The sequence below is a fragment of the Prosthecobacter sp. genome, from assembly GCF_044236155.1.
Classification (GTDB): Bacteria; Verrucomicrobiota; Verrucomicrobiia; order Verrucomicrobiales; family Verrucomicrobiaceae; genus Prosthecobacter.
Window position 1 is genome coordinate 199,014 of the sequence record NZ_JBIIHA010000001.1, and the last position, 23,042, is coordinate 222,055.

The 23,042-nt window shown below is 62.2% G+C and carries 22 protein-coding genes; 11 read left to right on the forward strand and 11 right to left on the reverse strand.

The window, feature by feature from the left end; genetic code table 11:
* Positions 1-22: 22 nt before the first annotated feature.
* From ACILSE_RS00790 to ACILSE_RS00825, 8 genes are read left to right on the forward strand one after another with little or no spacing between them, the layout of a single operon-like run.
* Complete coding sequence (locus tag ACILSE_RS00790) at positions 23-427, forward strand: type II secretion system protein GspG (protein WP_395715432.1); 405 nt, start codon at positions 23-25, stop codon at positions 425-427.
* Positions 428-450: 23 nt separating this feature from the next.
* A complete protein-coding gene (locus ACILSE_RS00795; protein WP_395715433.1) occupies positions 451-966 on the forward strand; it encodes a prepilin-type N-terminal cleavage/methylation domain-containing protein in 516 nt (171 codons plus the stop codon).
* Complete coding sequence (locus ACILSE_RS00800; protein ID WP_395715434.1) at positions 963-1,376, forward strand: hypothetical protein; 414 nt, start codon at positions 963-965, stop codon at positions 1,374-1,376. Before ACILSE_RS00795 ends, ACILSE_RS00800 begins: the two co-directional genes overlap by 4 nt.
* On the forward strand, positions 1,348-2,010 hold the full coding sequence (locus ACILSE_RS00805) for a prepilin-type N-terminal cleavage/methylation domain-containing protein (protein ID WP_395715435.1): 663 nt from the start codon (positions 1,348-1,350) through the stop codon (positions 2,008-2,010). Before ACILSE_RS00800 ends, ACILSE_RS00805 begins: the two co-directional genes overlap by 29 nt.
* The gene (locus ACILSE_RS00810) at positions 2,007-3,014 is read left to right on the forward strand and encodes a general secretion pathway protein GspK (protein WP_395715436.1); all 1,008 of its coding nucleotides are present in this window, start codon (positions 2,007-2,009) and stop codon (positions 3,012-3,014) included. Before ACILSE_RS00805 ends, ACILSE_RS00810 begins: the two co-directional genes overlap by 4 nt.
* Positions 2,998-4,224: a hypothetical protein gene (locus tag ACILSE_RS00815; RefSeq protein ID WP_395715437.1), complete on the forward strand. Its 1,227-nt coding sequence runs from the start codon at positions 2,998-3,000 to the stop codon at positions 4,222-4,224. Before ACILSE_RS00810 ends, ACILSE_RS00815 begins: the two co-directional genes overlap by 17 nt.
* Positions 4,211-4,792 carry a hypothetical protein gene (locus tag ACILSE_RS00820; RefSeq protein ID WP_395715438.1) on the forward strand — a complete coding sequence of 194 codons (582 nt, stop codon included), beginning with the start codon at positions 4,211-4,213 and terminating at the stop codon, positions 4,790-4,792. Before ACILSE_RS00815 ends, ACILSE_RS00820 begins: the two co-directional genes overlap by 14 nt.
* Before the next feature lie 2 nt (positions 4,793-4,794).
* Positions 4,795-5,433 carry a hypothetical protein gene (locus tag ACILSE_RS00825; RefSeq protein WP_395715439.1) on the forward strand — a complete coding sequence of 213 codons (639 nt, stop codon included), beginning with the start codon at positions 4,795-4,797 and terminating at the stop codon, positions 5,431-5,433.
* Positions 5,434-5,503: 70 nt separating this feature from the next.
* Here ACILSE_RS00825 and ACILSE_RS00830 read toward each other — a convergent pair whose 3' ends face one another.
* The 7 genes from ACILSE_RS00830 to ACILSE_RS00860 all read right to left on the reverse strand — a co-directional run bounded on the left by ACILSE_RS00830 (position 5,504) and on the right by ACILSE_RS00860 (position 15,206).
* On the reverse strand, positions 5,504-5,806 hold the full coding sequence (locus ACILSE_RS00830; RefSeq protein WP_395715440.1) for an EF-hand domain-containing protein: 303 nt from the start codon (positions 5,804-5,806) through the stop codon (positions 5,504-5,506).
* Positions 5,807-5,963: 157 nt separating this feature from the next.
* Positions 5,964-7,427, reverse strand: a complete 1,464-nt coding sequence (locus tag ACILSE_RS00835) for a PhoH family protein (protein WP_395715441.1) — start codon at positions 7,425-7,427, stop codon at positions 5,964-5,966.
* Positions 7,428-7,993: 566 nt separating this feature from the next.
* Positions 7,994-8,908 (reverse strand): DUF4469 domain-containing protein, encoded by a 915-nt coding sequence (locus tag ACILSE_RS00840; protein WP_395715442.1) that lies wholly within the window; start codon positions 8,906-8,908, stop codon positions 7,994-7,996.
* Between the two features lie 348 nt (positions 8,909-9,256).
* Complete coding sequence (locus ACILSE_RS00845; RefSeq protein WP_395715443.1) at positions 9,257-9,742, reverse strand: DUF3368 domain-containing protein; 486 nt, start codon at positions 9,740-9,742, stop codon at positions 9,257-9,259.
* Positions 9,739-10,005 carry a UPF0175 family protein gene (locus ACILSE_RS00850; RefSeq protein WP_395715444.1) on the reverse strand — a complete coding sequence of 89 codons (267 nt, stop codon included), beginning with the start codon at positions 10,003-10,005 and terminating at the stop codon, positions 9,739-9,741. Before ACILSE_RS00850 ends, ACILSE_RS00845 begins: the two co-directional genes overlap by 4 nt.
* A 470-nt stretch (positions 10,006-10,475) precedes the next feature.
* Positions 10,476-14,684: a protein kinase domain-containing protein gene (locus ACILSE_RS00855; protein WP_395715445.1), complete on the reverse strand. Its 4,209-nt coding sequence runs from the start codon at positions 14,682-14,684 to the stop codon at positions 10,476-10,478.
* A gap of 75 nt (positions 14,685-14,759) precedes the next feature.
* Positions 14,760-15,206 carry a pyridoxamine 5'-phosphate oxidase family protein gene (locus ACILSE_RS00860; protein ID WP_395715446.1) on the reverse strand — a complete coding sequence of 149 codons (447 nt, stop codon included), beginning with the start codon at positions 15,204-15,206 and terminating at the stop codon, positions 14,760-14,762.
* 96 nt (positions 15,207-15,302) lie between these two features.
* Here ACILSE_RS00860 and ACILSE_RS00865 point away from each other — a divergent pair, with 96 nt between their 5' ends.
* From ACILSE_RS00865 to crcB, 3 genes are read left to right on the forward strand one after another with little or no spacing between them, the layout of a single operon-like run.
* Positions 15,303-16,583, forward strand: coding sequence for an AI-2E family transporter (locus tag ACILSE_RS00865; RefSeq protein WP_395715447.1), 1,281 nt, complete (start codon positions 15,303-15,305; stop codon positions 16,581-16,583).
* A complete protein-coding gene (locus ACILSE_RS00870) occupies positions 16,577-17,161 on the forward strand; it encodes a hypothetical protein (RefSeq protein WP_395715448.1) in 585 nt (194 codons plus the stop codon). Before ACILSE_RS00865 ends, ACILSE_RS00870 begins: the two co-directional genes overlap by 7 nt.
* Positions 17,154-17,531 carry a fluoride efflux transporter CrcB gene (gene crcB / locus ACILSE_RS00875; protein WP_395715449.1) on the forward strand — a complete coding sequence of 126 codons (378 nt, stop codon included), beginning with the start codon at positions 17,154-17,156 and terminating at the stop codon, positions 17,529-17,531. The genes ACILSE_RS00870 and crcB overlap by 8 nt, the downstream gene beginning before the upstream one ends.
* Positions 17,532-17,619: 88 nt before the next feature.
* On the opposite strand, the gene ACILSE_RS00880 is transcribed toward crcB, so the two are convergent.
* The 4 genes from ACILSE_RS00880 to ACILSE_RS00895 all read right to left on the reverse strand — a co-directional run bounded on the left by ACILSE_RS00880 (position 17,620) and on the right by ACILSE_RS00895 (position 23,040).
* A complete protein-coding gene (locus tag ACILSE_RS00880) occupies positions 17,620-17,910 on the reverse strand; it encodes a KH domain-containing protein (protein ID WP_395715450.1) in 291 nt (96 codons plus the stop codon).
* A gap of 6 nt (positions 17,911-17,916) precedes the next feature.
* Positions 17,917-18,162, reverse strand: coding sequence for a 30S ribosomal protein S16 (gene rpsP, locus ACILSE_RS00885; RefSeq protein WP_294231044.1), 246 nt, complete (start codon positions 18,160-18,162; stop codon positions 17,917-17,919).
* Positions 18,163-18,237: 75 nt separating this feature from the next.
* Positions 18,238-19,689 (reverse strand): DUF1501 domain-containing protein, encoded by a 1,452-nt coding sequence (locus ACILSE_RS00890; RefSeq protein ID WP_395715451.1) that lies wholly within the window; start codon positions 19,687-19,689, stop codon positions 18,238-18,240.
* Positions 19,690-19,698: 9 nt separating this feature from the next.
* Positions 19,699-23,040: a DUF1553 domain-containing protein gene (locus tag ACILSE_RS00895; RefSeq protein ID WP_395715452.1), complete on the reverse strand. Its 3,342-nt coding sequence runs from the start codon at positions 23,038-23,040 to the stop codon at positions 19,699-19,701.
* Between the last annotated feature and the right edge of the window lie 2 nt (positions 23,041-23,042).

Genomic DNA, 23,042 nt, shown 5'->3' on the forward strand with positions numbered 1-23,042 from the left:
CCTCATCCACCCAACAGCCACCATGAAACACACCCGCATCCATCCACGGCATCTTCGCGGCGCCTTCACGCTCGTCGAGATGCTTCTCGTCCTCGGCATCATCGGACTGCTCGTCGGAGTCGGCGTCGTCAGCTTCGGCGGCGTCCTCGAAGGCGGCAAAAACAAGACCGCGCTCGGCCACATCAACCAGATCCAGTCCGCCGTCCGCGCCTATGAGGTCGATACCATGAAACTGCCCTCCACCCAGCAGGGCATTGGCATCCTCGTTGAGAAGGGCAAGCTGAAGAAGATGCCGCTCGATCCCTGGGGGAACGCCTACCACTACCGCAAGCCCGGCACGAAGGACAAGGGCGGCTTCGACATCTACTCCGCCGGTCCTGACGGCATCGCGGACAACGCCGACGACATCGGAAGCTGGCAGCTTTGAAAATGACGAATGAGGAATTCAGAATGACGAAGGAAATCCCAATGAACGAATGCCCGATGACGAACAATAGCGTTCGGCATTCGTCATTCGCCATTCCTCATTCCCGCGCAGCGGGCTTCACGCTCGTCGAAATGCTCGTCGTCCTCGCCGTCATCACCTTGATGCTCGGCATCTCGATCATCAGCATCTCCGGCATCAAGGATGAGGACCGCCTGCGCCGCGCAGTGGCGGTGATCGAGACCACGGCGCGTGAAAGCCTGCTCCAGGCTGTCAAGAACCAGCAACTCGTGCGGATGCAGCTCGCCGCGGGTTCGTTTGGCTCAGCGGCCGATTTTGGCGGCAAGCTTGAAATACGCCGTTTCGGCGAGCGTGAGTTTCGCGCGCCCAAACGCGGCGAAATCTGGGAATTCAGCCCCACCGGTATCTGCGAGCCGATCGAAGTCCGACTCAGCGGTTCCGGCGGCACGGTCGAACTCGCGTTCGACGCGCTCACGGCCTGCGCGAAACGCAAAACCCTCGACTTCCACGCGAAAGGATGAAGAACCTGCGTCCAGTTCGGCCTTCGCCGGGTTTCGCCCTGCTCGAAATCCTCCTCGCCATCGCGTTGTTCGCGCTGGTGTCGGTGGGCATGACGCAGGCCATTGATGGCATCGCAAAAACGACCACGGCGGCGCGTCAGGAGGCGCAGGTGCTGCGCGTGCTCGAATCGGTGCTCGCAGAAGTCGCGCACCAGCCTGAATTCAAGGCGACGAAGGTCAGTTTCCCGAAAACCGCCGACAACATCGACGCCAGCGCCACCATCGAGAAGGTCCGCCTCATCACAAAGGACAAGGTGGAGCTGGATCACATTTTCCGCGTCCGGGCCGAGGCCTGGATCACCGACGGCGTCACGCGCCGCATCGTCCGCACCATGGAAACCTATGTTTATTCGCCCAACAGCCCGATCTAGCGCTGCAGGCTTCACGCTGCTCGAAGTGCTCCTCGCCCTCGTTCTCGTGGGCCTGGTGCTCAGCGGCGTGTTTGGCGTGTCGGATGGCGCGCTGCAGCTCGGAAAGTCAATGGGGGCGGCCCGTGTGAGCGAGACACGCATTTCGAACTTCGTCACGCAATGGCGTGATTACTTTGAGTCCGTGCCGCCTGGCATCTCAATGGCCGCGGGCGTCGAAAAGGTCGCGCGAGGCGCGTCGGGCAATCTGTTCATCACCGGCAGCCAGATGCCCTTCGTGTGGGATCAGCGTCTCAAGACGGCCGACGCGGTCGAGTTCGGCCTCGTGCGCGAACACGGCGAAAAAAGCCTCGCGCTGGTCGTGCGTCATCTGAAACGGCCGCAGAACGCCCGTCGCGAGGATGAATACAGCACCCTCGCCGAGCTGCCGATCCTCGAGAACCTCAAGCAGATGCAGTGGCAGTTCTACGAGGCGGAGGAAAAGAAATGGTTCACAAGCTGGGATCCTAAAAAGCGTCTCAAGCCGCCGCTTTTCATGAAGCTGCGCTTCGCCTTCCTCAACGATCCACGTGAGCACGAATACACGTTCTGGGTCGCGAATGATCTCTCCGGCCAAGGCACACAAGCACCGCAATGACCACCGAATGCCACAACACGAACCTTTGGAGCGCCGACGACTCGTCGGCATCCGGACTTCGTATTGATGTGGCGACGAATCGTCGCCACTCCAAAGAACGCGGTTCCGCGCTCATCGCGGTGTTCTGGATGATCTTCGTGCTCGGCATGGTGCTCTTCGGTGCCACGAAGGCGCTGCACGCGGACACCGAATACACGCGGATGATGCGCGGGCGCATTTTTGCCAAGCGTTACGCCGAGGCGGGCATCGAGCTGGCCCGTCATCCGGCCATGCAGCAGGATGATCCGCTGCTGCACTTCAACAGCGACGATGACGGCGGCTTCGACGTGACGCTGAAGACCGAGGAGGCGCGGCTGAACATCAACCATCTGCTGCAAACCGGTGACAAGGTGCTGCTGCGCCGTCTTTTCAACCGCTGGGGCTTCAAACCCGAGTTCACCGCCGCGCTTTGCGACGCGCTGAAGGACTGGGTGGACGCGGACAGCAACGCCAGCCTCAACGGCGCGGAGAAACGCGAGTATGAGAAGGCCGGCTTCGACGGCATGCCGTTCAACCGTCCGTTCAAGGAGGTCGAGGAGATGCTGAACGTGCGCGGCATGGACATCGTGAACGCGGAGCGTCCGGACTGGCGCGAGTGGTTCACGGTGTATGGCGACGGGCGCATCGACATCAATGACGCCAGCGCGGAGGTCATTTCCCTGATCGGTGACGTGCCGATGGACCGCGTGCAGCCGCTGCTGACCTTCCGCGCCGGTCGCGACGGCGCGCATCGCACGCGCGACGACGCGCGCCTTTCGAGCGTGCCGCAGGTGGCGCAGATGCTCGGCATCTTCAACCGCCAGACAGTCGAGCAGCTCACGCAATGGATTCAATTCGCCGGTCCCATCCGCCGCATCGAAAGCGTCGGCCGTCTGGGCCCCCTGAAACGCAAACTCATTCTCATCACGCAGGGCGGACAGGCCGTCTGGCGTGGTGAAATCCCTCTCCATGGCACGAACTCGTAAACCCACCGCCGAGCTGCTGCTCCCCGGCGCGTCCGTCTGGCAAAGCTGGACGGGTGTGGAGGAAGCGTCGTGCTCGAAAGGCGCTGATCATTCCGCGGATGGCGGTGTCTTCGGCCGTCAGGCCGCGCATCGCGTGCTGGCTCTGCCCGCCGCGCATTGCTGGGTGCTGCCCGCCTGGTTGAAAGGCGGCGAGGAGCATCTCCGCGGCATGGCGCTCCTCCACCTGGAGCGCATGGGCGCGAAGACCGGTGAAGACGAGGCCGCCGTGCAGGTGCGCGGCGTGGCTTCGAAGGACGGCGCGCACCTCGCGCGTATCATCGCGCTGAAGCAGGAGCCCGCGCCGCTGGGCGATCTGTCCCGGCTTCCGGATGAAGTGACGCTGCACGCGCTCTGCTATCCGCTGGTGCAGAACAGCATCACGATCTTCCGCGAGCTGGGCCGCCTGGTGGTGGCGATCACCAGCGGGTCGCAGCTTGTCTATTGCACGCCGCTCTCCTCCGTCCGTCTCGACGACCATGCGCTGGCCGAGCTGAACAACATCTGCCTGCAACTCGGCTTCCAAGGTGTTCTCGGCCGTCTGGAAAGCCTCGTGCTGTGGATCGAGGACGGCGACATCGGCAAAATCCAGCGCGCCACGGGTCTCGCGCCGTATCGCTGCGACATGCCCGCGCCGACGATGCCGCCGCGCGGCTCCAGCCTGCTGATGCCGGACGAGCTTGTCCAAGAACGCCAGCGCCAAGCCGTGAGCGCGCGCACCCGCATGCTGGCGCTCACTTTTGGCTCCGTGCTCGCCGCAGTCGTCGCGCTCGTCGCCACATTGACCGCCCTTGCCATGCAGGAGCGCAACATGCTGCGTGAAAAAGTGGCCGATCTCATGCCGCGCGCCTCGCGCGTGATGGATCATAAGAAAGCATGGCTCGAGGCCGCGCCTGCGGTTGATCCCGCGGTGTGGCCGCAGCAGGTGCTGCTGCATTGCATGGAGCCGGAGGCCTCGAAGGAGGCCAGCATCACCCATTGGGAGTGGACCCCGGACAAGCTGAGCCTCATCGGCCGCATGCCCAATGCCTCTCTCGCGCTGGAATACACCCAGGCCCTCAAAACGAGCGAGGCGCTGGAGAGGTTCGCGCTCGACGGCCCGCCGCCGGTCATCGCCAGCGACCAGAGCGCGACTTTTGAGATGAAAGGAGGCACCGCCGATGAAAAAGAGTGAGAAAATGCTCCTCGGCGTCTTCGCCGCGCTGTTCATCGGCATCGTGCTCGTGGGCGGCGGCCTTTTCGCCTTCCGCAACTTCCTCGAGGTGCGCGACGAGGTCGCGCTGCTGCGCGACCGCCTGGCTTCCATGAACCTGGCCATCTCCCAGGGCGCGGAGTGGGCGGAGCGGAACGCCTGGCTCGATGAAACCGTGCCCGGCTTCACCAGCAACAAGGACGCGTCCGCCAAGCTGCTCGAAGTCGTCTCGCAGGAGGCGCAAAAGCACTCGCTGACCATCGGCACCACCGAGTTCCTTGAACCGGCGCGCGTCATCGGCGCCGACGGCCTGCCGGTGGACGACGAGGAGGGGCACTTCGACAAGGCCGCCATCAAGACCATCCTGACCGGAGTGCCGGAGAAGGCCCTTTTCTCGTGGCTGCATGAGTTGCAGAAGCCGGGGAGCTTTCTCGGCGTCACACGGCTGCAGATCAATCCCAGCGGCTCGAACAAGACCGTCAATGTCGAGGTCGAGTTCACGCAGTTCTACCGCGAGAAAGCGGCCCCGAAGGTCACCAAAGCCAACTAATCATGAAAGTTTCCGGTTCTCAGTTCTCGGTTCTCGGTTGGGTGTTGTTGAGCACTCTGGGCGTCCATGCCCAGGAGGAGAAAAAGGCATCGCCGCCGGTCGCGCTTCCGAAGCTGGAGCATTTCGCCGCGTTGTGGGAGCGCTCCATTGTAACCACGAAGGATCTGCCGGCCCCGGAAACACCGGGCGGGCCGAACTTCGCGGACAACCTCAGCTTGAGCGGTGTTTACGAGATCGACGGCGGCGTGGTGGCCGTGCTGGTGGACCGCACGACCTCGCAGGTCATGGAGGCCCGCATCGGCTCCGAGAACGAGATGGGCATCAAGATCCGGCAGGTGACTCCCGGTGCCAGTTTGGACAAGACCCGCATCCAGTTGCAAAAGGGCGACCAGGCAGGGTGGGTGACCTTCGCCGACCCCGCCGCCGGCGCGGCGCAACCTGCGGAGGTGGTGCAAAAGGCGGTGATTCCAGCGCCAAATCCCGCCGCGGTGTCTCCCGTGTCCGGCGCGGTTCCGCCGCAACGCCGTGCCATGCAGCCAGCTCCGGCGGCAGCCCTGCCTGCGAATCCACTCCTGCCGCCTCCCCCGGCGGCGATCCCGCAGGCTCCGACGATCAACGACGTGCCGCTGCCACCGCCGTGAGATGAAAAAGCCGCACTCGCTCGTGGCGGGTGCGGCTGATGATTGAGCGGAAACTCAAGTCAAAGACGGCTTACTTGGCGTCCTTCTTGGGCTTCGGGGTGATCTCTTCCTTGGAGAGGGAGCCGTCCTTGTTCTTGTCCATCTTGCCGAAGCGTTCCTCGGCTTTGGCGGCGTCTTTCTTGGCGCCGGGGGAGGCGAGCCACTCTTCCTTGGAGATGGAGCCGTTGCCGTCCTTGTCGAGATTCTTCATCATCTGTTCAGGAGACGGGGGAGCCTTTTTCTTGCCAGCTTCCGGCTTCTTGGCGTCGCCTTCGGCGGCGTTGAGAGTGGCGGCGAGGGCGAGGATGGAGAGGATCGAGGTGATCGCTTTCATGATTGTGTGTGGTCGATTTGGTTTGGTTTGAACGAAGAGCGCGGGTTTTTTTGGATTCCCATGCCTGCGCGTGCGTCGTTAAACGAGGCGCGGTCGATTCCGTTTCAAAAAACTTTGCGCGTTTTTTGCACGGGCGAGCTGGCACGCTGAATGGAGGTCACAGCAGGCGGGCGGCGGCCTCGGCGAGGGCGCTGCGCTCTCCTTTGACCAGCGGAACGTGGGCGGCGAAGGCCTGGCCGCGCATGCGCTGGCGGGTATACACCAGGCCGTTGCTGCGGGAATCCACATACGGATTGTCGATCTGCGCGGGATCGCCGACGAGGACGAGCTTCGAGCCGCGGGACATGCGGGTGACGATGGTCTTGGCCTCCAGCGGGGTGAGCTGCTGCGCTTCATCGAGCACAAAGAAGCGGTCCGGGATGCTGCGGCCGCGGATGTAGCAGAGGGCCTCGACCTCGATGATGCCCTGCTGGATGAGGTGGTCATATGGGGCGGCGGGGGCCTGCACCTGCTGGGGGTCGGGGAGGAAGCGGTTCTTTTTGCGGGCGGGTCCCTGCTGGTTGCCTTCGACGGGGCGCATGAGGAGGTCCAGCGCGTCATAGACGGGCTGCAGCCAGGGGCGCATCTTTTCCTGCAACGAGCCTGGCAGGAAGCCGACCGTCTGGCCCATGGCGACGATGGGACGGCTGACGGTGAGGCCGTGGTAGGTGCGGCCAAAGACCTGCTGGAGACCGGCGGCGACGGCGAGGAGGGTTTTGCCCGTGCCCGCCTGGCCGTAGCAGGTGACGAGGCTGATCTCGGGGTCGAGCAGGGCGTCGAGCAGGCAGGCCTGGCCGAGGTTCATGGGCTTGATGGCGCGGCCTTGACCGACCTTGATGGACTCGGGGGTGTGATGGAGGCGGACGAATTCGGCGTTGGCGCCCAGCTTGGCGGGCATGGTGGCCTTTTCCCCGGCGGAGAGGAGGGCGTAGTCATTGATGACCATGCCGGCGATGCGCTGCTCCGGCAGGGTGAGACGTCCGCTGCTGGCGAAGCGCTGCAGCTCGTGCTGCGTGACCTCGATGCGGGCGATGTCGAAGTTGGCGACTTCGCGGGGCTCGACCTTGTCGTGCAGGTAATCCTCGCACTCGATGCCGACGGCGCGCGCCTTGAGCTGCATGTTGAGGTCCTTGCTGACGAGGATGACGGGCGGGGAGACCTGCTCGCGCAGCCAGAGCGTGCAGGCGAGGATGCGGTGGTCGGCTTTTTCGAGGTCGTGGAAGATGCGCTCGAAACCCTGCACGCTGGCGTATTTGCGGGCGTCCTCGGGATCATAAACGGCGAGGCGGATGCTGCCGCCGCCGGAGGTGGGGACGCCCTCGGTGACGGAAGCGTCCTTGGCGGTGAAGATCTTCATCAGCGCCCGATGCACCTCGCGGGCGTTCGAGCCGCGCTCGGTCATCTCGTTTTTAAAGCGGTCCAGCTCGCTCAGCACATCCACGGGGATGCAGACATGGTGCTCGGCGAAGCGGTGGATGCAGGCCGGGTCGTGGAGGAGGACGTTGGTGTCCAGGACGAAGGTTTTGGTGCCTACGACAGGACCGGAGCGGCGGCGGCGGGAGTTGGCGGGGGCGGGTGACAAGGGGCTAGAGACAGGACCAGAATCGGACGGACGGGTGGAGATGAGGGTTTGGGCTACCGATGCAGGATGGTCGTCGCGGTCCATGATGGTTCTGTGTTTGAGGTTGGCTCCGGTGTTTGACCGGAAGGGACGGTTTGTCTTTGGCGCAAGGGGAGTGCCAAGCCTGCCGATCCCTGAATGTGATTTTTTGAATGAATCACGGTAATTGCCAAAGAGTGTCAGAGCGTCGAGTGACTGGCAAGAAATTATTCACAATGCGTGAGTTTATTCACATTCGCAGGGCCAGTCAGGGCGACACAAGGGCGAGATGCGCTGAAGGTTGCCCTCTGGAGGCTGGAGGAGTCACCCTTCGCTTTTCGATGAGTCAGGGGTGGAGCTGCGATGGGTGACTCCATGCGGTGCCAGGGGTGACTCTGTGAAGCATGACGAGTGACTCCTGGCAGCGGGAGGGGTGACCCCATGAAGCGCGATGGGTCAGGGTAGGCGTTGCGATGGGTGCCCCCTCGCATCGCCATGGGTCAGGGGTGGATTCGCCACCCCTGACCCGGCGGTGCGTGCGGGGTGGCTCAGGTGATCGGCGTGATCGCGTCCATGAAGGTGAAGGAGCGCACGCTGCCGTTGATCTTGTTCGCCACACGGACGGTGAGGGGGCCGCTGAGCGTGGCGGGCACCAGGACGGAGAGGGACGTGGGCGTGATGGTGCCATACACCGTGGCGCGCACCTCCGCGTTGCTGCCGCTGCGGAAGAAGACGCCCTGCGTCACATCGCTCTTGTCGAGGTCCAGCCGGTGGCCGCTGAGCTCGATCATCGTGCCGGGGGCGTATTTGCCCGGCGCGTCGTTTTCCTGGCTCAGGATGCTGTCGATGTCCGGGCTCACCTTGCCCACCTCGCCCAGGCTTTCGAGCGTGAGGGTGGAGCGCCAGGCATCGCGCGTCTCCGCGGTGATGCTCAGGGCCACATCGCAGTTCATCTCATCCGGATTGTCAAAGTCCCCCGGTCCTGGCTGGCTGCCGCCGCTGGTGGGGCGGAAGCGCAGCTTGCCCAGCAGGTCGTTGGAAAAGGCGCAGCCGCTGCTGCATTCGAGGATCGTGTCCAGCACGGCGGTGAGCGCTGTTTTGATCTGGTCCGCGGTGAGACCGCCGCTTTTGGTGGCGGCGATGTTGAAGAACACTTCGTCCGTCACCGGATCGCCAAGGACGGGACGCGTGGTAAAGCCCCCCTTTGGATTGGGGGCCACGTGGTATTGGAACGTGGGCATGGTGGTGGTTGGGTTGGGTGGGTTGTGGTTTGCGGATTTCGCCTTGCGGCGAAAAGGCTTCTTCTTCGGCGCGGGCTTCGGCGCCGGCGTGTTGTAAGGCACAAAACCCTCGTCTCCGGGCTCCAGGTAATAGGAGGGGTCCCCCCATCTCAGATTGGGGTCATCCCAAGTGAACGGCTTTCCTGTGAAAGGATTGATCGCGTCCCAATGAAGAGGCTTCATGGCAGGAGGCGGGCTGGTGACGAAAAATTGCACCAAAAACCGGGCCGGATGGCAAGGATTTTTTTGGCCGCAGCCCGCTGCGTAGGCTCGTTCGCCAGAACGAGGGGATCGGGAGCTGTCGAGGGCCTGGGGAGGCTCGCCTTCCGCAGTCTGGCGACTGCGCCTACATCGGCGGGCGTAGGCTCGTTCGCCAGAACGAGGGGACTGGGGAGCTGTTGAGAGCCGGGATACGCTCGCATTCCGCAGTCTGGTGACTGCGCCTACATGCCGTCCTCAATCATACCGCTTGATCAGCGCGATGGCGCAACCGGGCATCTCTTTCCGCAGTGTCCCGGTTTGATGGGTCCGTCAGGCATTCCGCCGCTGCTTCACACGTTCCAGGCAGGCGGACAGCAGCTTCTCGCCTGCGTGGAAATTGGTGGCACGAAGGTCATTCAGGGCGTTCTCGAAGTCGAGGAAGCCTCTCGCATCAGCGGCTTCCAGCAGCGTGAGTGTGCCGATGGTGGTCAGACCATGCTCCTCGGCCACACGCCGGCCTTTGCGCTCATCCATGATCACCGTTTGGATGCGGAGATCGAGAGCGAGGGAGATGGCCTCTGTCTCGCCTGCGTCGAGCCCATACGACACGGCCGGACCTGCGTGGTCATGCGGCTCGATCCAATCAGGAAGCTCGCGGCACCATTCGCGCACCAAGGCTGGGGCGTGCGGATCGAGCAGCTCTCGCAGCACACTGCCCGGCAGGATCACTCTCTGAAACAATCTGCCGAGCAAGCCGGCCTGATGAATTTGGATCAGGTAATTGAGGGGGGAAGTGTCCGTGACGACGGCGTTCATGCCGCTGCGAGCATTTTTTCGAGCTCTTGGCGGTCCTTCTCCAGATCATCCGCACTCAGGCCATAACCCGCGCCATGTTGCTTCAAAAAGGCCTCGGTGTCCCAGTAGTCCATGCCGAGCATCTCGCCGACCTGCCCGCGCGAAAGATCGCCGCTGCGATAGCCCTCCAGCGCCAACGCCTCCAGCACACGCTGCTCGCGCCCCGAGTCCATCAGGTGCAGACTCGCAGCGATGAAGTCGGGGATTTGGAGAGTTACCGTCATATAGCGAAGGCTACCATCTGCGGGAAAGATGTGCCACTGTGTTTTCTTCCTGCTCTTGAGCTAGGGAGGCCGCCGTAGGCTCGTTCGCCCGAACGAGGAGATTCGGGAGCTGTCGAGAGCCTGGGGACGCTCGCCTTCCGCAGTCTGGTGACTGCGCCTACAGGGCTACCGCGTCACCGTCACGTCCGCGCGTTCTTTCTGGAAACCGGAGCACACGCGTCCCGCGTGTCGGCGGCGGCGTCCCGCCGCAGCCCGTCCCTGAGTGTGCGCCGGGTCTGCCACGGCTGAGGAGAGGATGTGAACGCCAGCACCGTTCCCCGCGAGGACGCGGGAAACAGCACGCGGGACGCGTGCGCTCCCTTCGAACTCAGCGCGTCACCTTCACGTCCGCGCGTTCTTTCTGGAAGGCGGCGATGGCAGCGGCATCGACACTGCGCGCAGATTTCGAGCAAAGGATTAAGGGTGCGAGCCTAGCCTCCAGACACCACCAGCACACAACGGAAGCCGCTGTGGTTGTAGCGATACCCGGGAATTCGGCGATCACGACACGACGACAGCAAATTGCCGCGGTCGTAGCTGGTCCACGAACTACCCCGGAGAACGCGGTCTTTTTGTGCAGCATCGAGCCAGTCTTCGCACCACTCCCACACGTTGCCGCCCATGTCATAGAGGCCAAACTTGTTCGGCTTGAAACTCATCACGGGTGCGGTGGTTGGGAAGCCGTCATCGTAATCTTCGAGATATTGGGCGGCACCGATGGGTGCCTTCGCCTTTCGGCTCGCATCGCTGTAGTTCCCGGCCTGGTCCTTGGTCTTCGGAGGGAATTCACCGCCCCAGGGGAACTCGGTACTTTCTTTGCCGCTGAGCATGGCCGGGGTGATGTTTTTGCCGGGCTTCTCCTTGCGCCCCAGGCCGACGGCGATGCTCCACTCCTCATCGGTGGGCAGGCGGTAAAGCTTGCCTTCTTTCTTGGAAAGCCAGGCGCAGAACTTCTGCGCGTCCTCCCAGCTCACTTTCGTGACGGGATGGTTTTCTTTGTTCTCCGTGAGGGCGTAGCCATCCACGCTTTGATCTTTCCAGGTGCCGTCCACGCCGGGTGAATCGGCGGCATAAGCCGCGTAGTCGCTGTAGCGGACTTCGTGGATGCAGAACAGCACCTCGGTGCCTTTCACGGGCAGGAACTTCATGCCGAGGCTGTTGGTGAAGCCGTCCTTCATGGCGAGCATGGCGGCGGGGTTCAGCGGTAGGGCGCTTGGTCCTCCAAGCACCGTCTGGGGCGTGGCGGCGGCGGGCAAGGGACTGCCCGCCCTACCCAATCCTTCCCGATACTCGCGCACGGTCTTCGCATGGGCGATGCGGTCCTGTTGGGTGAGCGTGGCCTCCAACTGCTTGAGGCGATTGTCCAGCGGATCGGTGAGGAGCTTCAAATTCGCGACGCGGGTGGCCTCAATCTTCGCGTAGGCGGCGCGGTAGATGCCGCGCAGCTTCTTGAGCGCCTCGGTGGTCGCCGCGTCGTCTTCGGCGGGGATCGGTTGTTTGTCGGCGATGAGCTTCTTCTCCGCCTCCAGGGCGATGACGCCATCCAGATGCCCGGCCTTCTTCTCATTCGCAATCTCCCGGTCGATGCCGCCGACGTAACCCGCGTTGAGCTTCGCCAACTCCGCCTCGAAGGGCGCGGTGACGCGCTCGGCTTGCAGCTTCACGAACTGCTCATGCAGCGTCTTCAGCTCCGGGATGGCGGCCATGGCCTCGGCCTGCGCTGCCTGGTGCTCCTCGGCAATGACAGCGGCGGTCTTAATGCCGAATCCATATTTTGCAGTGAGAACGAGGGTGAAGCATCCTTTGGAGGCCGCCTCACATGCTGCGGCATCGAGTTGGCTTTTGTCGCCGTAAAACTTCCAAGTGTCATTGCCGATACGTCCGGCGGTGATGGCGCCATTCGTCACAACCTCGGTCATGCCGGTGAACAGCTGTGCCTTGTTTTCTGGGTGGACGCCCACGGGGCCTTTGCCATCGAAAGCAACGGCTATCCACTGACCTCCCAAGTATGCCAGACGGAAGTGCTCGAAGGGCCCTCGAAGGAAGGGCTCTGAGGTGGATGCTTTGCCTGGGGGTCTGATCCATGAGATGTGCCCATCAGGTAAAACGGCAGCTGCGATGTCTCCGTGACGCGCGATGGCGGCCAGCGGGCCGAGTTTGATCAATGGATTGTCATTTGAGTGGCGGTTGGTGCGAAGGCTGACGATTTCACCGGACGCCACCTGGACGGAATCAAAGCCATCGCCGAGTTGAAGGGATACCACTGGCTTTTTGCCGTCTTCCAAGCCGGAAAGATCACGTCCGCTGGCACTGCCGAAGTACTGCAAGCGTCCGCCGCCGGTGATGAGGAGCGTGCGGCTGCCTGCTGCGGCTGCGTCCACCACATCCTTCAATGACGAAGGTATCTTGGTGCATCCGCTGACATCGTGTCCCCAGGCCATGGCTGAGCCATCGGCGCGCACGATCACGGCATGCACACTCGCAAATGAAGGGGTCTTTGTGTCGAAAGCGGATATCCTAACCGCGTCATGCACATTGGTCGGCGGGCTGAGCTCCGCATCGCTGCCTGTCATCGGCAGTCCATCAAGACGGAACACGACGGCATCTCCGGCCATGCTGGGAAGTTTTGGAATGGTCAGGGGAAAGCGGAGGCTAAGCGGCTGAGACGGTGGCAAGATATTGGATGCCGCCGGTAAGGCGGAAGTCGATGCGCTGGATGTGACGGCAGCAGGCTGGCGCAAGTCATTGCCCTTCTCATCCACGCCGAGGATCTTGAGCGCCTCGGCCTCGCTGAGGCCGTCGAGGTTGATGACTTCGACGGCCTTCACGCCGTTAGCTGATATCACTCGAAGTCTGCCCTCTTTAAGCTTGGTGTCTTTAACAGTGGCAACGAGTTTGCCATTAAGTCGAATGATCAAAGTCGTCCCGACTCCAGCAACTTCCAGGGCGACAGGCGCATCAGAGGGAGAATCCAACTTGCCCCGGTGTAAATAGGCCGCTTTATCGCTATCTAGTTGGTCTCTGTCAGGGGTGTAAACAAGTTCGAAAGCGCCAGAACTTCTCATGCGCAAAGCATAGGTGTTATCACGATCTTGATATCGAAGTTGTATAATTGCCGCATTCCCGTTTGGGTCCGCTCTGCTCAATTTATCGATCACCATGCGTCCGCCCTGATTGTGCACCACCAAATCCGAAGCGAATGCCGGGCCTGAAAAGTGCATCCAATCGCTATCATAGGTGGCGCCAGGAGGTGGTTTGAATGCAGAGCCGGGTTGGAAAAGTTTCACCCACTTCCCCGGTGGGAACTGAGGCTCGGAGGGCTTGGAGGCGGCGGGAGAGGAAGCGGTTGTGGTTTTGGGAGGTTCAGCGGGCTTGGAAGGTGGTGCCGCCGTCCCGGCTGCGGGTTTGGGAGGCAGGCCGGAGGCCTGCACCACACTGGTTCCGCTCGAAGGAGCGCCTGAACTCTTTGGCTTCGCGTCCTTCTTGCCAACGAACATGACGAAGGCACCGATGCCGATGGCCGCGGCGGCTCCAAGGCCGATGAGGAGAGGAGCGCGGGCACTTTTGCCCGCTTCAGGTTTCTTCGCGGCTGCACCGCCTGGAGCAGACGAGCGGAGAGGAGTCTCCGCGCTCCCTTTTGACGGCTGCGGCGGTTTGCCGACGGGCTTCTGCGCCACGGCGCTGCGCTGGCCGGGGGCCTGGGCCACTTGCGCCACAGGAATCGCCGCGCTCACCGGCGCGTCATTGCGCACGAAGGGCACCGTCAAAATCACATCCAGCTCACGCCGCAGCTCGGCGGCGCTTTGATGGCGGTCCGCGCGATCGTGCTGCATCGCTTTGAGAATGATGGGGTCGAAACGCGGGTCCAAACCCGGCACGAGCACCGAGGCGGGCTTGAACGCGCCACGCGGGATGTTGCCCGTGATCATCTGGTAGAGCATGACGCCCACCGCATACAAATCCGCGCGGCCATCAATGGCGGTGCCGAGCATCAGGGCCTCGGGGGCCACAAAGTCGGGCGTGCCCATGGCGTAACCCGTCTTCGTGAGGCCGTGGCTGCCGGGCTCCTCCACCTTCGCCAAACCAAAGTCGGCCACCTTGACCTGTCCCTTCATGTTGAGCAGCACGTTGGCGGGCTTGATGTCGCGATGCACGATGCCCAGCTCATGCGCGGCCTGGAGCGCGTCGCACACATGCGCGGTGATGGCCAGCGCATGCTCCGGCGGCAGCCTGCCTTGCGAGGCGATCATCTGCGAGACATCGCTGCCATCGACATACTCCATGGCGAAGTAAAGCTGGCCGCCCAGCGTGGTACCGAAGTCATAGACAGCGACGACGGCGGGATGATTGAGTTTCGCCATGAGCTTCGCCTCGCTCTTGAAGCGCCCGGCGAAGCTGGGGTCCTCCTTTTCGACGCCGGGCGGGAGAATCTTGATGGCCACCGGACGATCCAGGTTCGTCTGCACGCCGCGATACACCGCGCCCATGCCGCCACGACCGAGGATCTTCTCGATGGTGTAACCCGGCATTAGGTTCTGCAGCTCCTCCGCCGTCGGTGGTTCCCAACGAAAGCCTCCGCCCGTGGTGCGTGGCGGCGGGGTGTCGGACGTAGGTGAGGAAGGAGCGGATTCGTCAGCCATGCGGGCGGGTATTTACGAAAAAACTCCGCGAATGGCAAGCATCGACTGGCCGCAGTTTAGCAGGCGGTCGCAGGGTCAGACCGGCACCTCGAAGTACTCCAGCGCCCATTCCCGCATGTAGCGCACGCGTTCGGGCACGAAGCGGTAGATGATGAGCTCGGGATTGTCGAGAGTGCCGAGGTAGGCGCGCAGCAGAGGGTTCGCGGCCCAGATTTCCTCCCGGAGGGCGCGGTCGGTGACGATTTCGGCGCGGGCGGTGATGCGCACCTGGTGGTGGTCGTCGTCGGTGTAGCAGAGCTCGGCCTTCGGATTCAGCTCCAGCTCGCGGGTTTTGCCGTAGCGGCGCAGATTGGCGACATAGACGGTGAATCCATCGGTACGCACGGGAGAAACCGGGCGCAGACGGGGCTGGTCGCCGTCCACGGTGGCGAGCATGGGAAACTTCGCGGCCTTCATGGTGGCGCGGGCGAGCTGCGGAAGGTCGGCCGGATTGACGGGCTGGGGCTGGGGTGGCTGGGGCATGATTCAGGATCAAACGTCGTGGACGTGTCGAATCTGCCCGCAGATTTGGAGTTCCCAAACGAGGCGGAGCCGCTAGGATGCGCGTCATTCGCCCCAATGAAGAACCTGCCCACCGCCTTTCAGCGCAATGTGATGTGGACCGCCGTGACGGCGCTGTCGATCACGGTGATCAGTGCTCTGTCCGTGGGTTTCATCTACCTGCTGACTCAGGTGATGGCCTTCCTGCAGCCGATCCTCGTGCCCTTCGCGGTGGCCGGTGTGCTGGCCTACCTGCTGGAGCCGGGGGTGGAGTGGCTGGAGCGGCGGGGGCTCAATCGCCAGCGCTCGGTGCTGCTGGCCTTTGTGGTGTTCACGCTGGCTTTCGGCGGCCTCGGCTGGTGGATCGTGGTGAAGCTCGGCGACCCGACGGCAAATCTGGCCAAACGGGTGCCGGTGTATGTCGCCAAGTCACGGCAGGCGGTGGTCGATTTCAACGCCAAGGTGGAAAAGGACTACGGCGTGACCTTGCTGCCGCATGCCGCCGTCCAGCCGCCTGCCGCGCAACCTGCCACCGGCGCGACCGATGCGGAGACTGGTGCGCCGAACGCAGACACTGGTGAGAATTTTGACCTGCAAACTTTCCTTAGCGGTGACTGGGCGAAGACAAACCTGCCGAAAATCCCCGGCATGGCCTGGACTTTCATCAAATCGAGCGTGGGCGGCTTCCTTGGCGTGTTCGGTTTCCTCCTCTCCTTCATCATCGTGCCGCTCTACCTGTATTACTTCCTCATCGAGAGCGCGAAGATTCAGGAGCAGTGGTCGGATTACCTCCCGCTGCGTGCCTCGGCCTTCAAGGACGAGGTCGTGAGCTGCCTGAACGAGATCAACGGCTACCTCGTCGCCTTTTTCCGCGGCCAGCTTTTCGTCAGCGTCATCAATGGCATCGCCACCGGCGTCGGGCTCGTCGTCGTGGGCCTCGATTTCGGCCTGCTCATCGGACTGGCGCTGTGCGTGGCGGGGATTATTCCTTACCTCGGCATCGCGCTGTGCTGGATTCCGGCGGTCATCATCGCGGCGGTGCAGGGCGGCAGTGCTTTGATTCCCGGTGACCCGTGGTGGATCATGCCGCTCGTCGTCACCGGCGTGTTTGCGCTGGTGCAGCAGATCGACGCGCTTTTCATCACCCCGCGCATCGTGGGGGAGGCCGTGGGGCTGCATCCCATGACGGTGATCGCCTCCGTGCTGGTTTGGGGGCTGCTCCTTGGCGGGCTGCTGGGCGCCATCCTCGCCGTGCCCCTCACCGCCTCCGTGAAGGTGCTCTTCCAGCGCTACATCTGGCGTGCGCGCATCGCTCCGCAGACGATCGGCGGAGCCAGGAAGGAGGCCGCGCCATGCTGACGACCACACGCCATCCGGGAGTGGTGCATACTGGCTACCACACCTACAAGCCTGTGCATGGCGTGCTGGGCTTTATGATGTCCTGTGGAGCCTCCGTGATCCTGCTGTGGGTGCTGCTGCACTTTTTCAAGGAGGATGAAATCTCCCCGCAAAACATGCAGATCGCCGCAGGTCTCTCGGTGATCGGCTGCCTGCTCTTTTTCTTGGGAACCACCTGGTTTTTCTCCTTCATCACCGGTTATTCGCTCAAGCTTTCCATCGGTGAGGGCGGCATCCGGTATGGCGTGGCCTTTTTTTCCTGGCCGCAGGTGTCGGCAATCGGCGCGCGCATGAAGCGGGGCAGTTTCCAGGTCCATGTGACTCTTTCCCGCGGGTGGTTTTCCAGGCGCTGGCTGATGACCGACGATGGCATGACCCGCGAGATGGCACAGGAACTCATCGAGGAGTTAAGGCGGCAGATTTTGCCGCGTTTCCCACGTCTTGAAATCACCCGGCTGCCTGAACTGACGCAGGCTGTTGCAATTGCCCATCCCGCCGAGATGCCGGATGGCGAATCCTCCGCCGAGCCGCATGCGTGACGTTTTCCTTGTCTTCCTCGGCGGCGGCCTCGGCTCGGTGGCGCGCTACATCACCGTCATAGGACTCTCGCGCCTGCTTCCAAAGGCAACTTTCCCTTGGGGTGTGTTTGCCGCCAACATCCTTGGCAGTTTCATCATCGGTTTTCTCTTTGCCCTGCCCGCCATGAAGGACAAAGGCGGCGGCCCGTGGCTGTTCGCCGCCACGGGTTTTCTCGGCGGCTACACCACCTTTTCCACGCTCGCCAACGATTCCTGGCTGCTGCTGGTCAACCAGCATTCGTGGCTGGCTTTGCTCAATGCTTTTGGCAGCATTGTCCTGGGAATCTCCGCCGCCGCATTCGGGTGGTGGGCAGGCAGCAAGTGTGCGTGAAAAGATGTCGAATTTAGAATGACGAATTTCAAAGAACTAAACCGAAGCCAGTTTCCGGCCTCATTCGGCATTCCTCATTCTGGTTTCGTCATTCGGCGGCTGCCGCCGCTTCCGCGTCTTCTTCCCGTGCCGAGCCCACCTTGAGTGAAATCTTGATGCCGTGCTTGGCCGCTGCGGTGTTCAACAAGGCCCGGATGGCGCTGATGGTCATGCCATTCTTGCCGATCACATGACGAACATCCTCCTGGGCCAGTTGGACCCGGTAAGTGACGGCCCCGTTCACGTTGGTGCCGATGGCAATGGTCGCCTGCTGCGGGTGGTCGATCAGATTCGCCACCACATACGAAAGGAACTCGCGGAGGGCTTCCGGCGCGTCCATGGCGGTTTAGGCCGAAACGGAAGCGGTCTTGATGATGCTGGCCACCGTTTCGGAGGGCTTGGCACCTTGAGAGATCCAGGCGTTCACACGATCCAGATTCACCGTAGCACCCTTAAGGCCCTTCTGCGGGTCATAGGTGCCGAGGATTTCGAGGAAACGGCCTTCCTTCGGGAAACGCTTGTCTGCGGCGACAATACGGAACACCGGACGGTGCTTGGCACCTTCTTTGCGGAGACGGAGGACAACGGCCATGATTCGGATCAGTGTGGGGTCAGGTTTTGGGGACGCGCATGGTGGAGACTTCGGAACGGAAAGCAAACGGAATTTTCAGCCCAATACCTCCCGGATGACATGCCCGTGCACGTCCGTGAGCCGCCGTTCGATGCCGTTGTTGTAATAACTCAGGCGTTCGTGGTCGATCCCCAGCAGGTGCAGGATCGTGGCGTGCAGATCGTAAATGGTCGCCACCTTCTCGGCGGCTTGGTAGCCGAACTCGTCTGTGGCCCCGTAGCTGAAGGCCTTTTTCACGCCCGCCCCGGCTAACCAGACCGTGAAGCCCTTCGGATTGTGATCCCGGCCGTTTGCGCCCTTTTGGAAGGTCGGCATGCGGCCAAACTCGGTCACAAAGGCCACCAGCGTGTCCTGGAGCAGGCCGCGGGCCTTCAAATCCTTCAGCAGACCCGCCACCGGCTGGTCGAGGATCGGCCCATGCACGGAATACTGCTTCTCGATCGTCTTATGCCCGTCCCAGTTGCCCACGCCCTCGCCCATCGCGTAGGAACCGTTGAAAAGCTGCACAAAGCGCACGCCGCGCTCGATCAAGCGCCGCGCCAGCAGGCAGTTCTTGGCGAAACCGGCCTTGTTTTCGTTGCTGTCGTTCACGCCATAGAGATTCAGCGTCGCCTTGCTCTCGCCCGCCATGTTGCCGACCTCGGACGCCGCGATCTGCATTCGCGCCGCCAGTTCGTATGAAGAAATACGCGCCGCCAAGTCACTGTCTGCCGGATGTTCCGCCGTCTGGCGCTGATTCAAGAACTTCACCAGCTTGCGTGTGTCGCGGTCCGCAGATTCGCTCACCGTCGTCGGCCGCAGCAGATTCGGGATCGGCTTGCTCGCGTTGAAGGCCGTGCCCTGAAACACCGCGGGCAAAAACGCCGAGTTCCAATGCCGCGAGCCGATCTGAGGCACGCCACGCGGATCGGGGATCGCCACAAAGGCCGGCATGTCATCGCACTCTGAGCCCAGCGCATACGTCACCCATGAGCCGATGCCCGGAAAGCCGTCGAGGATGTAGCCGGTGCTCATCTGATTCTCCGCCGGGCCGTGCGTGTTCGACTTCGCCGTCATCGAGTGGATGAAGCACATGTCGTCCGCGAACTCCGCGATCTTCGGCACCAGATCGCTGATCATCTTCCCGCTTTGTCCACGCGGTTTGAACTCCCACAGCGGCTTCACCAGATTTCCCTGCGCCCCTTGGAACGTGATCAAGTCCGCCGCGCCTGGCAGCGGCATGCCGTGGCGTTTCACCAGCTCCGGCTTGTAATCAAACGTGTCCACATGGCTGATGGCGCCCGAGCAGAAGATCATGAGCACGTTCTTCGCTCTCGGCTCAAAATGCGGCGGCCTCGGCGCATACTGGCGTGAGGGATCAATCAGCGGCCGGATCGGATCATTCGCCAGCAGGCCCTTCTGGGCCAGCAGCGACGTCAAAGCGATGCTGCCCAGCCCGCTGACACTTTGATTCAGGAAGGTGCGACGTGAAAGGAGATGGTTTTTCATGGCTGGGGATCAGTAAAGGGTCATGAACTCGCTCGTGTTGAGCAGCGCCCGGCAAAACATCGCCAGTCCGTGCTCGGAAATCAGCTGCGTGGACGCGCTCAGCTCATCCGCACGCGGATCACGCTGGTAGGCCAGTTGAAACGCCCGCTTCACCTGCGCATCAGCCGCCTTGCCACTTTCTTTTTCGAGCCGTGTGGCAAACAAACCGGCCTGCTGCATCGCAAACGTGCTGTTGAGGAAATTCAGCGCCTGCAGCGGCGTCGTGCTCGATGTGCGTCGAGGGGCGATCTGGCCCGCATCTGGCACATCAAACGCGCCAAACGTGTCATCGAGCTGAACCCGTGGCTTGCTCTGATAAATCATGCGCCGGAACGTGTCGGCCCCGAACTCCTGCTTCGACTGATAGACCTTCACGTAGTTGTCATTCGGCTCGAACAGATCGAATCCCGGCCCGCCCATCGTGAGATCGAGCACACCGCTCACAGCGAGGATCGTGTCCCGCAACGGCTCTGCCTCGATGCGCCGCGTTGGAAAACGCCACAGCAGCCGAGAACCCGAATCCGCCTTCAAACCTGCGTCATTCGCAGCGCTCGACTGCCGATACGCCGCCGAGTTCATGATCAGGCGATGCATCTCCTTCAAACTCCAGGCTCGCTTCATGAATTCCGCCGCCAGCCAGTCGAGCAACTCCGGATGCGAAGGCTTGCCGCCGTTGAAGCCAAGATCACTCGGCGTATCGACGATTCCGGTGCCGAAGTGGTAATGCCACAGCCGATTCACCATCACACGAGCCGTGAGCGGATTCTTGGCATCCGTAAGCCACTTCGCCAAAGCCACGCGTCGCTCCGATTCCGGCGTGTCCTTCGCCAGATCCAGCTTCGCGCCGAACTGCGACAACCCACCCGACGCGATCTCTTCCTTCGGCGACATTGGATCACCACGATGCAGGCGGAAAGTCGGCCCCGGCTGCTCAAACTTGCCGAGATAGGCCATCGGGAAGCTCGTCAGCTCCTTCAGTTCGCGTTGCAGCACCGCTCGTCGCTCGCTGTGCTTCTTCACTTCGGCAGCATTTTCGCCTGTGACGCCGCTCAGCGTCGGAATATCGCGAATGCGCTCCCGATAATCCGCTGCCAGTCGATCCGCTGATGACGCCACGGCCTTCCAGGCTTTTCCATCGAGCGAGACCTCGACCAGATAATTCGTGGAGATGCGATCTTGAAACGCCTTACCCTTTTCGGCGCGATCTCGGCTCCAAACCACGCTGCTGATCACCTCCTCACGCGGCAGTTCGATTTGCAACCAGCCCTTGGCTCCTTTCGCGATCCAGCTATTCGCGTTGCCATACAAGCCGTCATTGGAATGCGCGATCTGGTGAATCGAGTTCGCGCCATCAGCAAAAACATCCGAGGCCGTCACCTTGGCTCCATTCTTGGCCAGCGCCACATTCTTGCCGCCAGCAAAGACTTCCAGCTCATCAACGCACGGCTGCCCACCGTTCGTCGCGTTGATCGTGAAGCGCACAAACTTCGCCTTCACGGCATCAAAGCTCTCGTGATTCGCCAGATGCGTCACTGGTGCGCGCAGATGCGGCTGGGAGGCCGGTTGCGCATCCGCCGCTTCTTCAAACAGCACCGCATCCGCCACCGTCGGTCCGCCGAGCTTGCCGCTGCGCAGGATGAGAATGGAATCCTTCGTCAGCACATGCGTTCCCGCGTATTTGAAGCCGCTCCAGCGCTTCTGCTGCGGAATCGCGCCGCTGCCGTCTGCGAACTTGCTCTGATCCACCGAGGCGATCTCCTTCTGGTCGTCCTTCGTGTTCGCATCGCCGTCGAGATCGAGAATGTAGCGCGCATCCTTCGCATGCGTCGTCCATGCACCCCAGGACAACCAGAGGCGCTGCTTGCCGCTCACACGCGGATTCCACGAGAAGAAGTTCTTGCCCGCCTCGTCGGCCTTCGCGCTCCAGTAGCGGTAGCTCTCGCCGAGGTTCGGCAGCCGCGTTGAGTCACCCAGATCAGACAACTGGCCGGCTTCCGAGCCTGGCGAGTATTCGATGGGCTTTCCATTCGTCGGCTGCTCGATCTGCACGCAGCCAATCGCATCCGGTTTTGTCGGTGGCGGCAGATCATCATCCACAAGCACACGTTTCGTGAGTTGCGCCTTCGGTTGGAAGCGTGACAGCGTCGCATCAATCGCTGCGATCTCTTGTCGCACGCTTTCGGCCTTCTTTTGGCTCTTTTCCGCATCCGCTGGCCGCAGTTCGCGCTCCGCATGCTGCACCCCTTCGAAAATGCCCCGCATGCGGTAGTAATCGACCTGGCTCACAGGATCGAACTTGTGATCGTGGCAGCGCGCACAGCCCACCGTGAGGCCCAGGAAGGTGCTGCCCGTCGTGCTCACGAGGTCGTGCATCTCATCCGCACGCTGATTGGCCCGTAGCGCGGGGTCCTGGCCCTTCACCTGATCCCAGGCACCCGCCACGAGGAATCCCGTGCCTTCATCCGCGCCCAATTGATCTCCGGCGATCTGCTCACGCACGAATTGGTCATACGGCTTGTCCTGATTAAGCGAACGGATGACGTAATCGCGATACGGCCACGCGTTGGGCCGCAAGCGGTTCATCTCAAACCCATGGCTCTCCGCGAAGCGCACCACGTCCAGCCAGTGCCGCGCCCAGCGTTCGCCGTAGCGGGGGGAGTTTAGGAGACGGTCGATGAGCTTCGCGTGGGGATCGGACTTGTCAGACGAGTCGGACACGTCCGACACAAACGCGGCGACCTCCTCCGGCGTCGGCGGCAGGCCAATCAAATCAAAGCTCGCACGGCGGATGAACGTCCTCGCGTCGGCGGCTGGATTCATTGCCAAGCCCTTCTCCTTCAGTTTTTCGATGATGAACTCATCAATCGAAGCGTGCTTCGTCGTCTTCAGTGGCTGAAAGGCCCAATGCGTCACATCGCCCTTCGGCTTTTCCTTCAGCACAATCTCCTGCGGCCACACCGCGCCCATGTTGATCCAGTGTTTGATGAGCTCGGTTTCGGCGGTGGAGAGCGAGGGCTTCTTCTTTGGCATCTCAGCCTTTTCGCCTTCCGCTTCAGGCACGATCATCGTGTAGAGCAGCGACTCGGCGGCCTTGCCTGGAACGATGGCCGGACCTTCGTCACCGCCTTTGAGCGTCGTTTCGAGCGTCTCCATGTTCAGCCCGCCCTTGGTCGTCACGTCGTTGTGACATTCAACGCAGTGTTTCACCAGGATCGGCGCGACCTGCTCGTGAAACAGCTTCCCACCGTCGGTTTCGACAGCCAGCAGGCTGCCGCCGGCGAAGGGCAATAACATGGCGAGGGAGGTTTTCATGT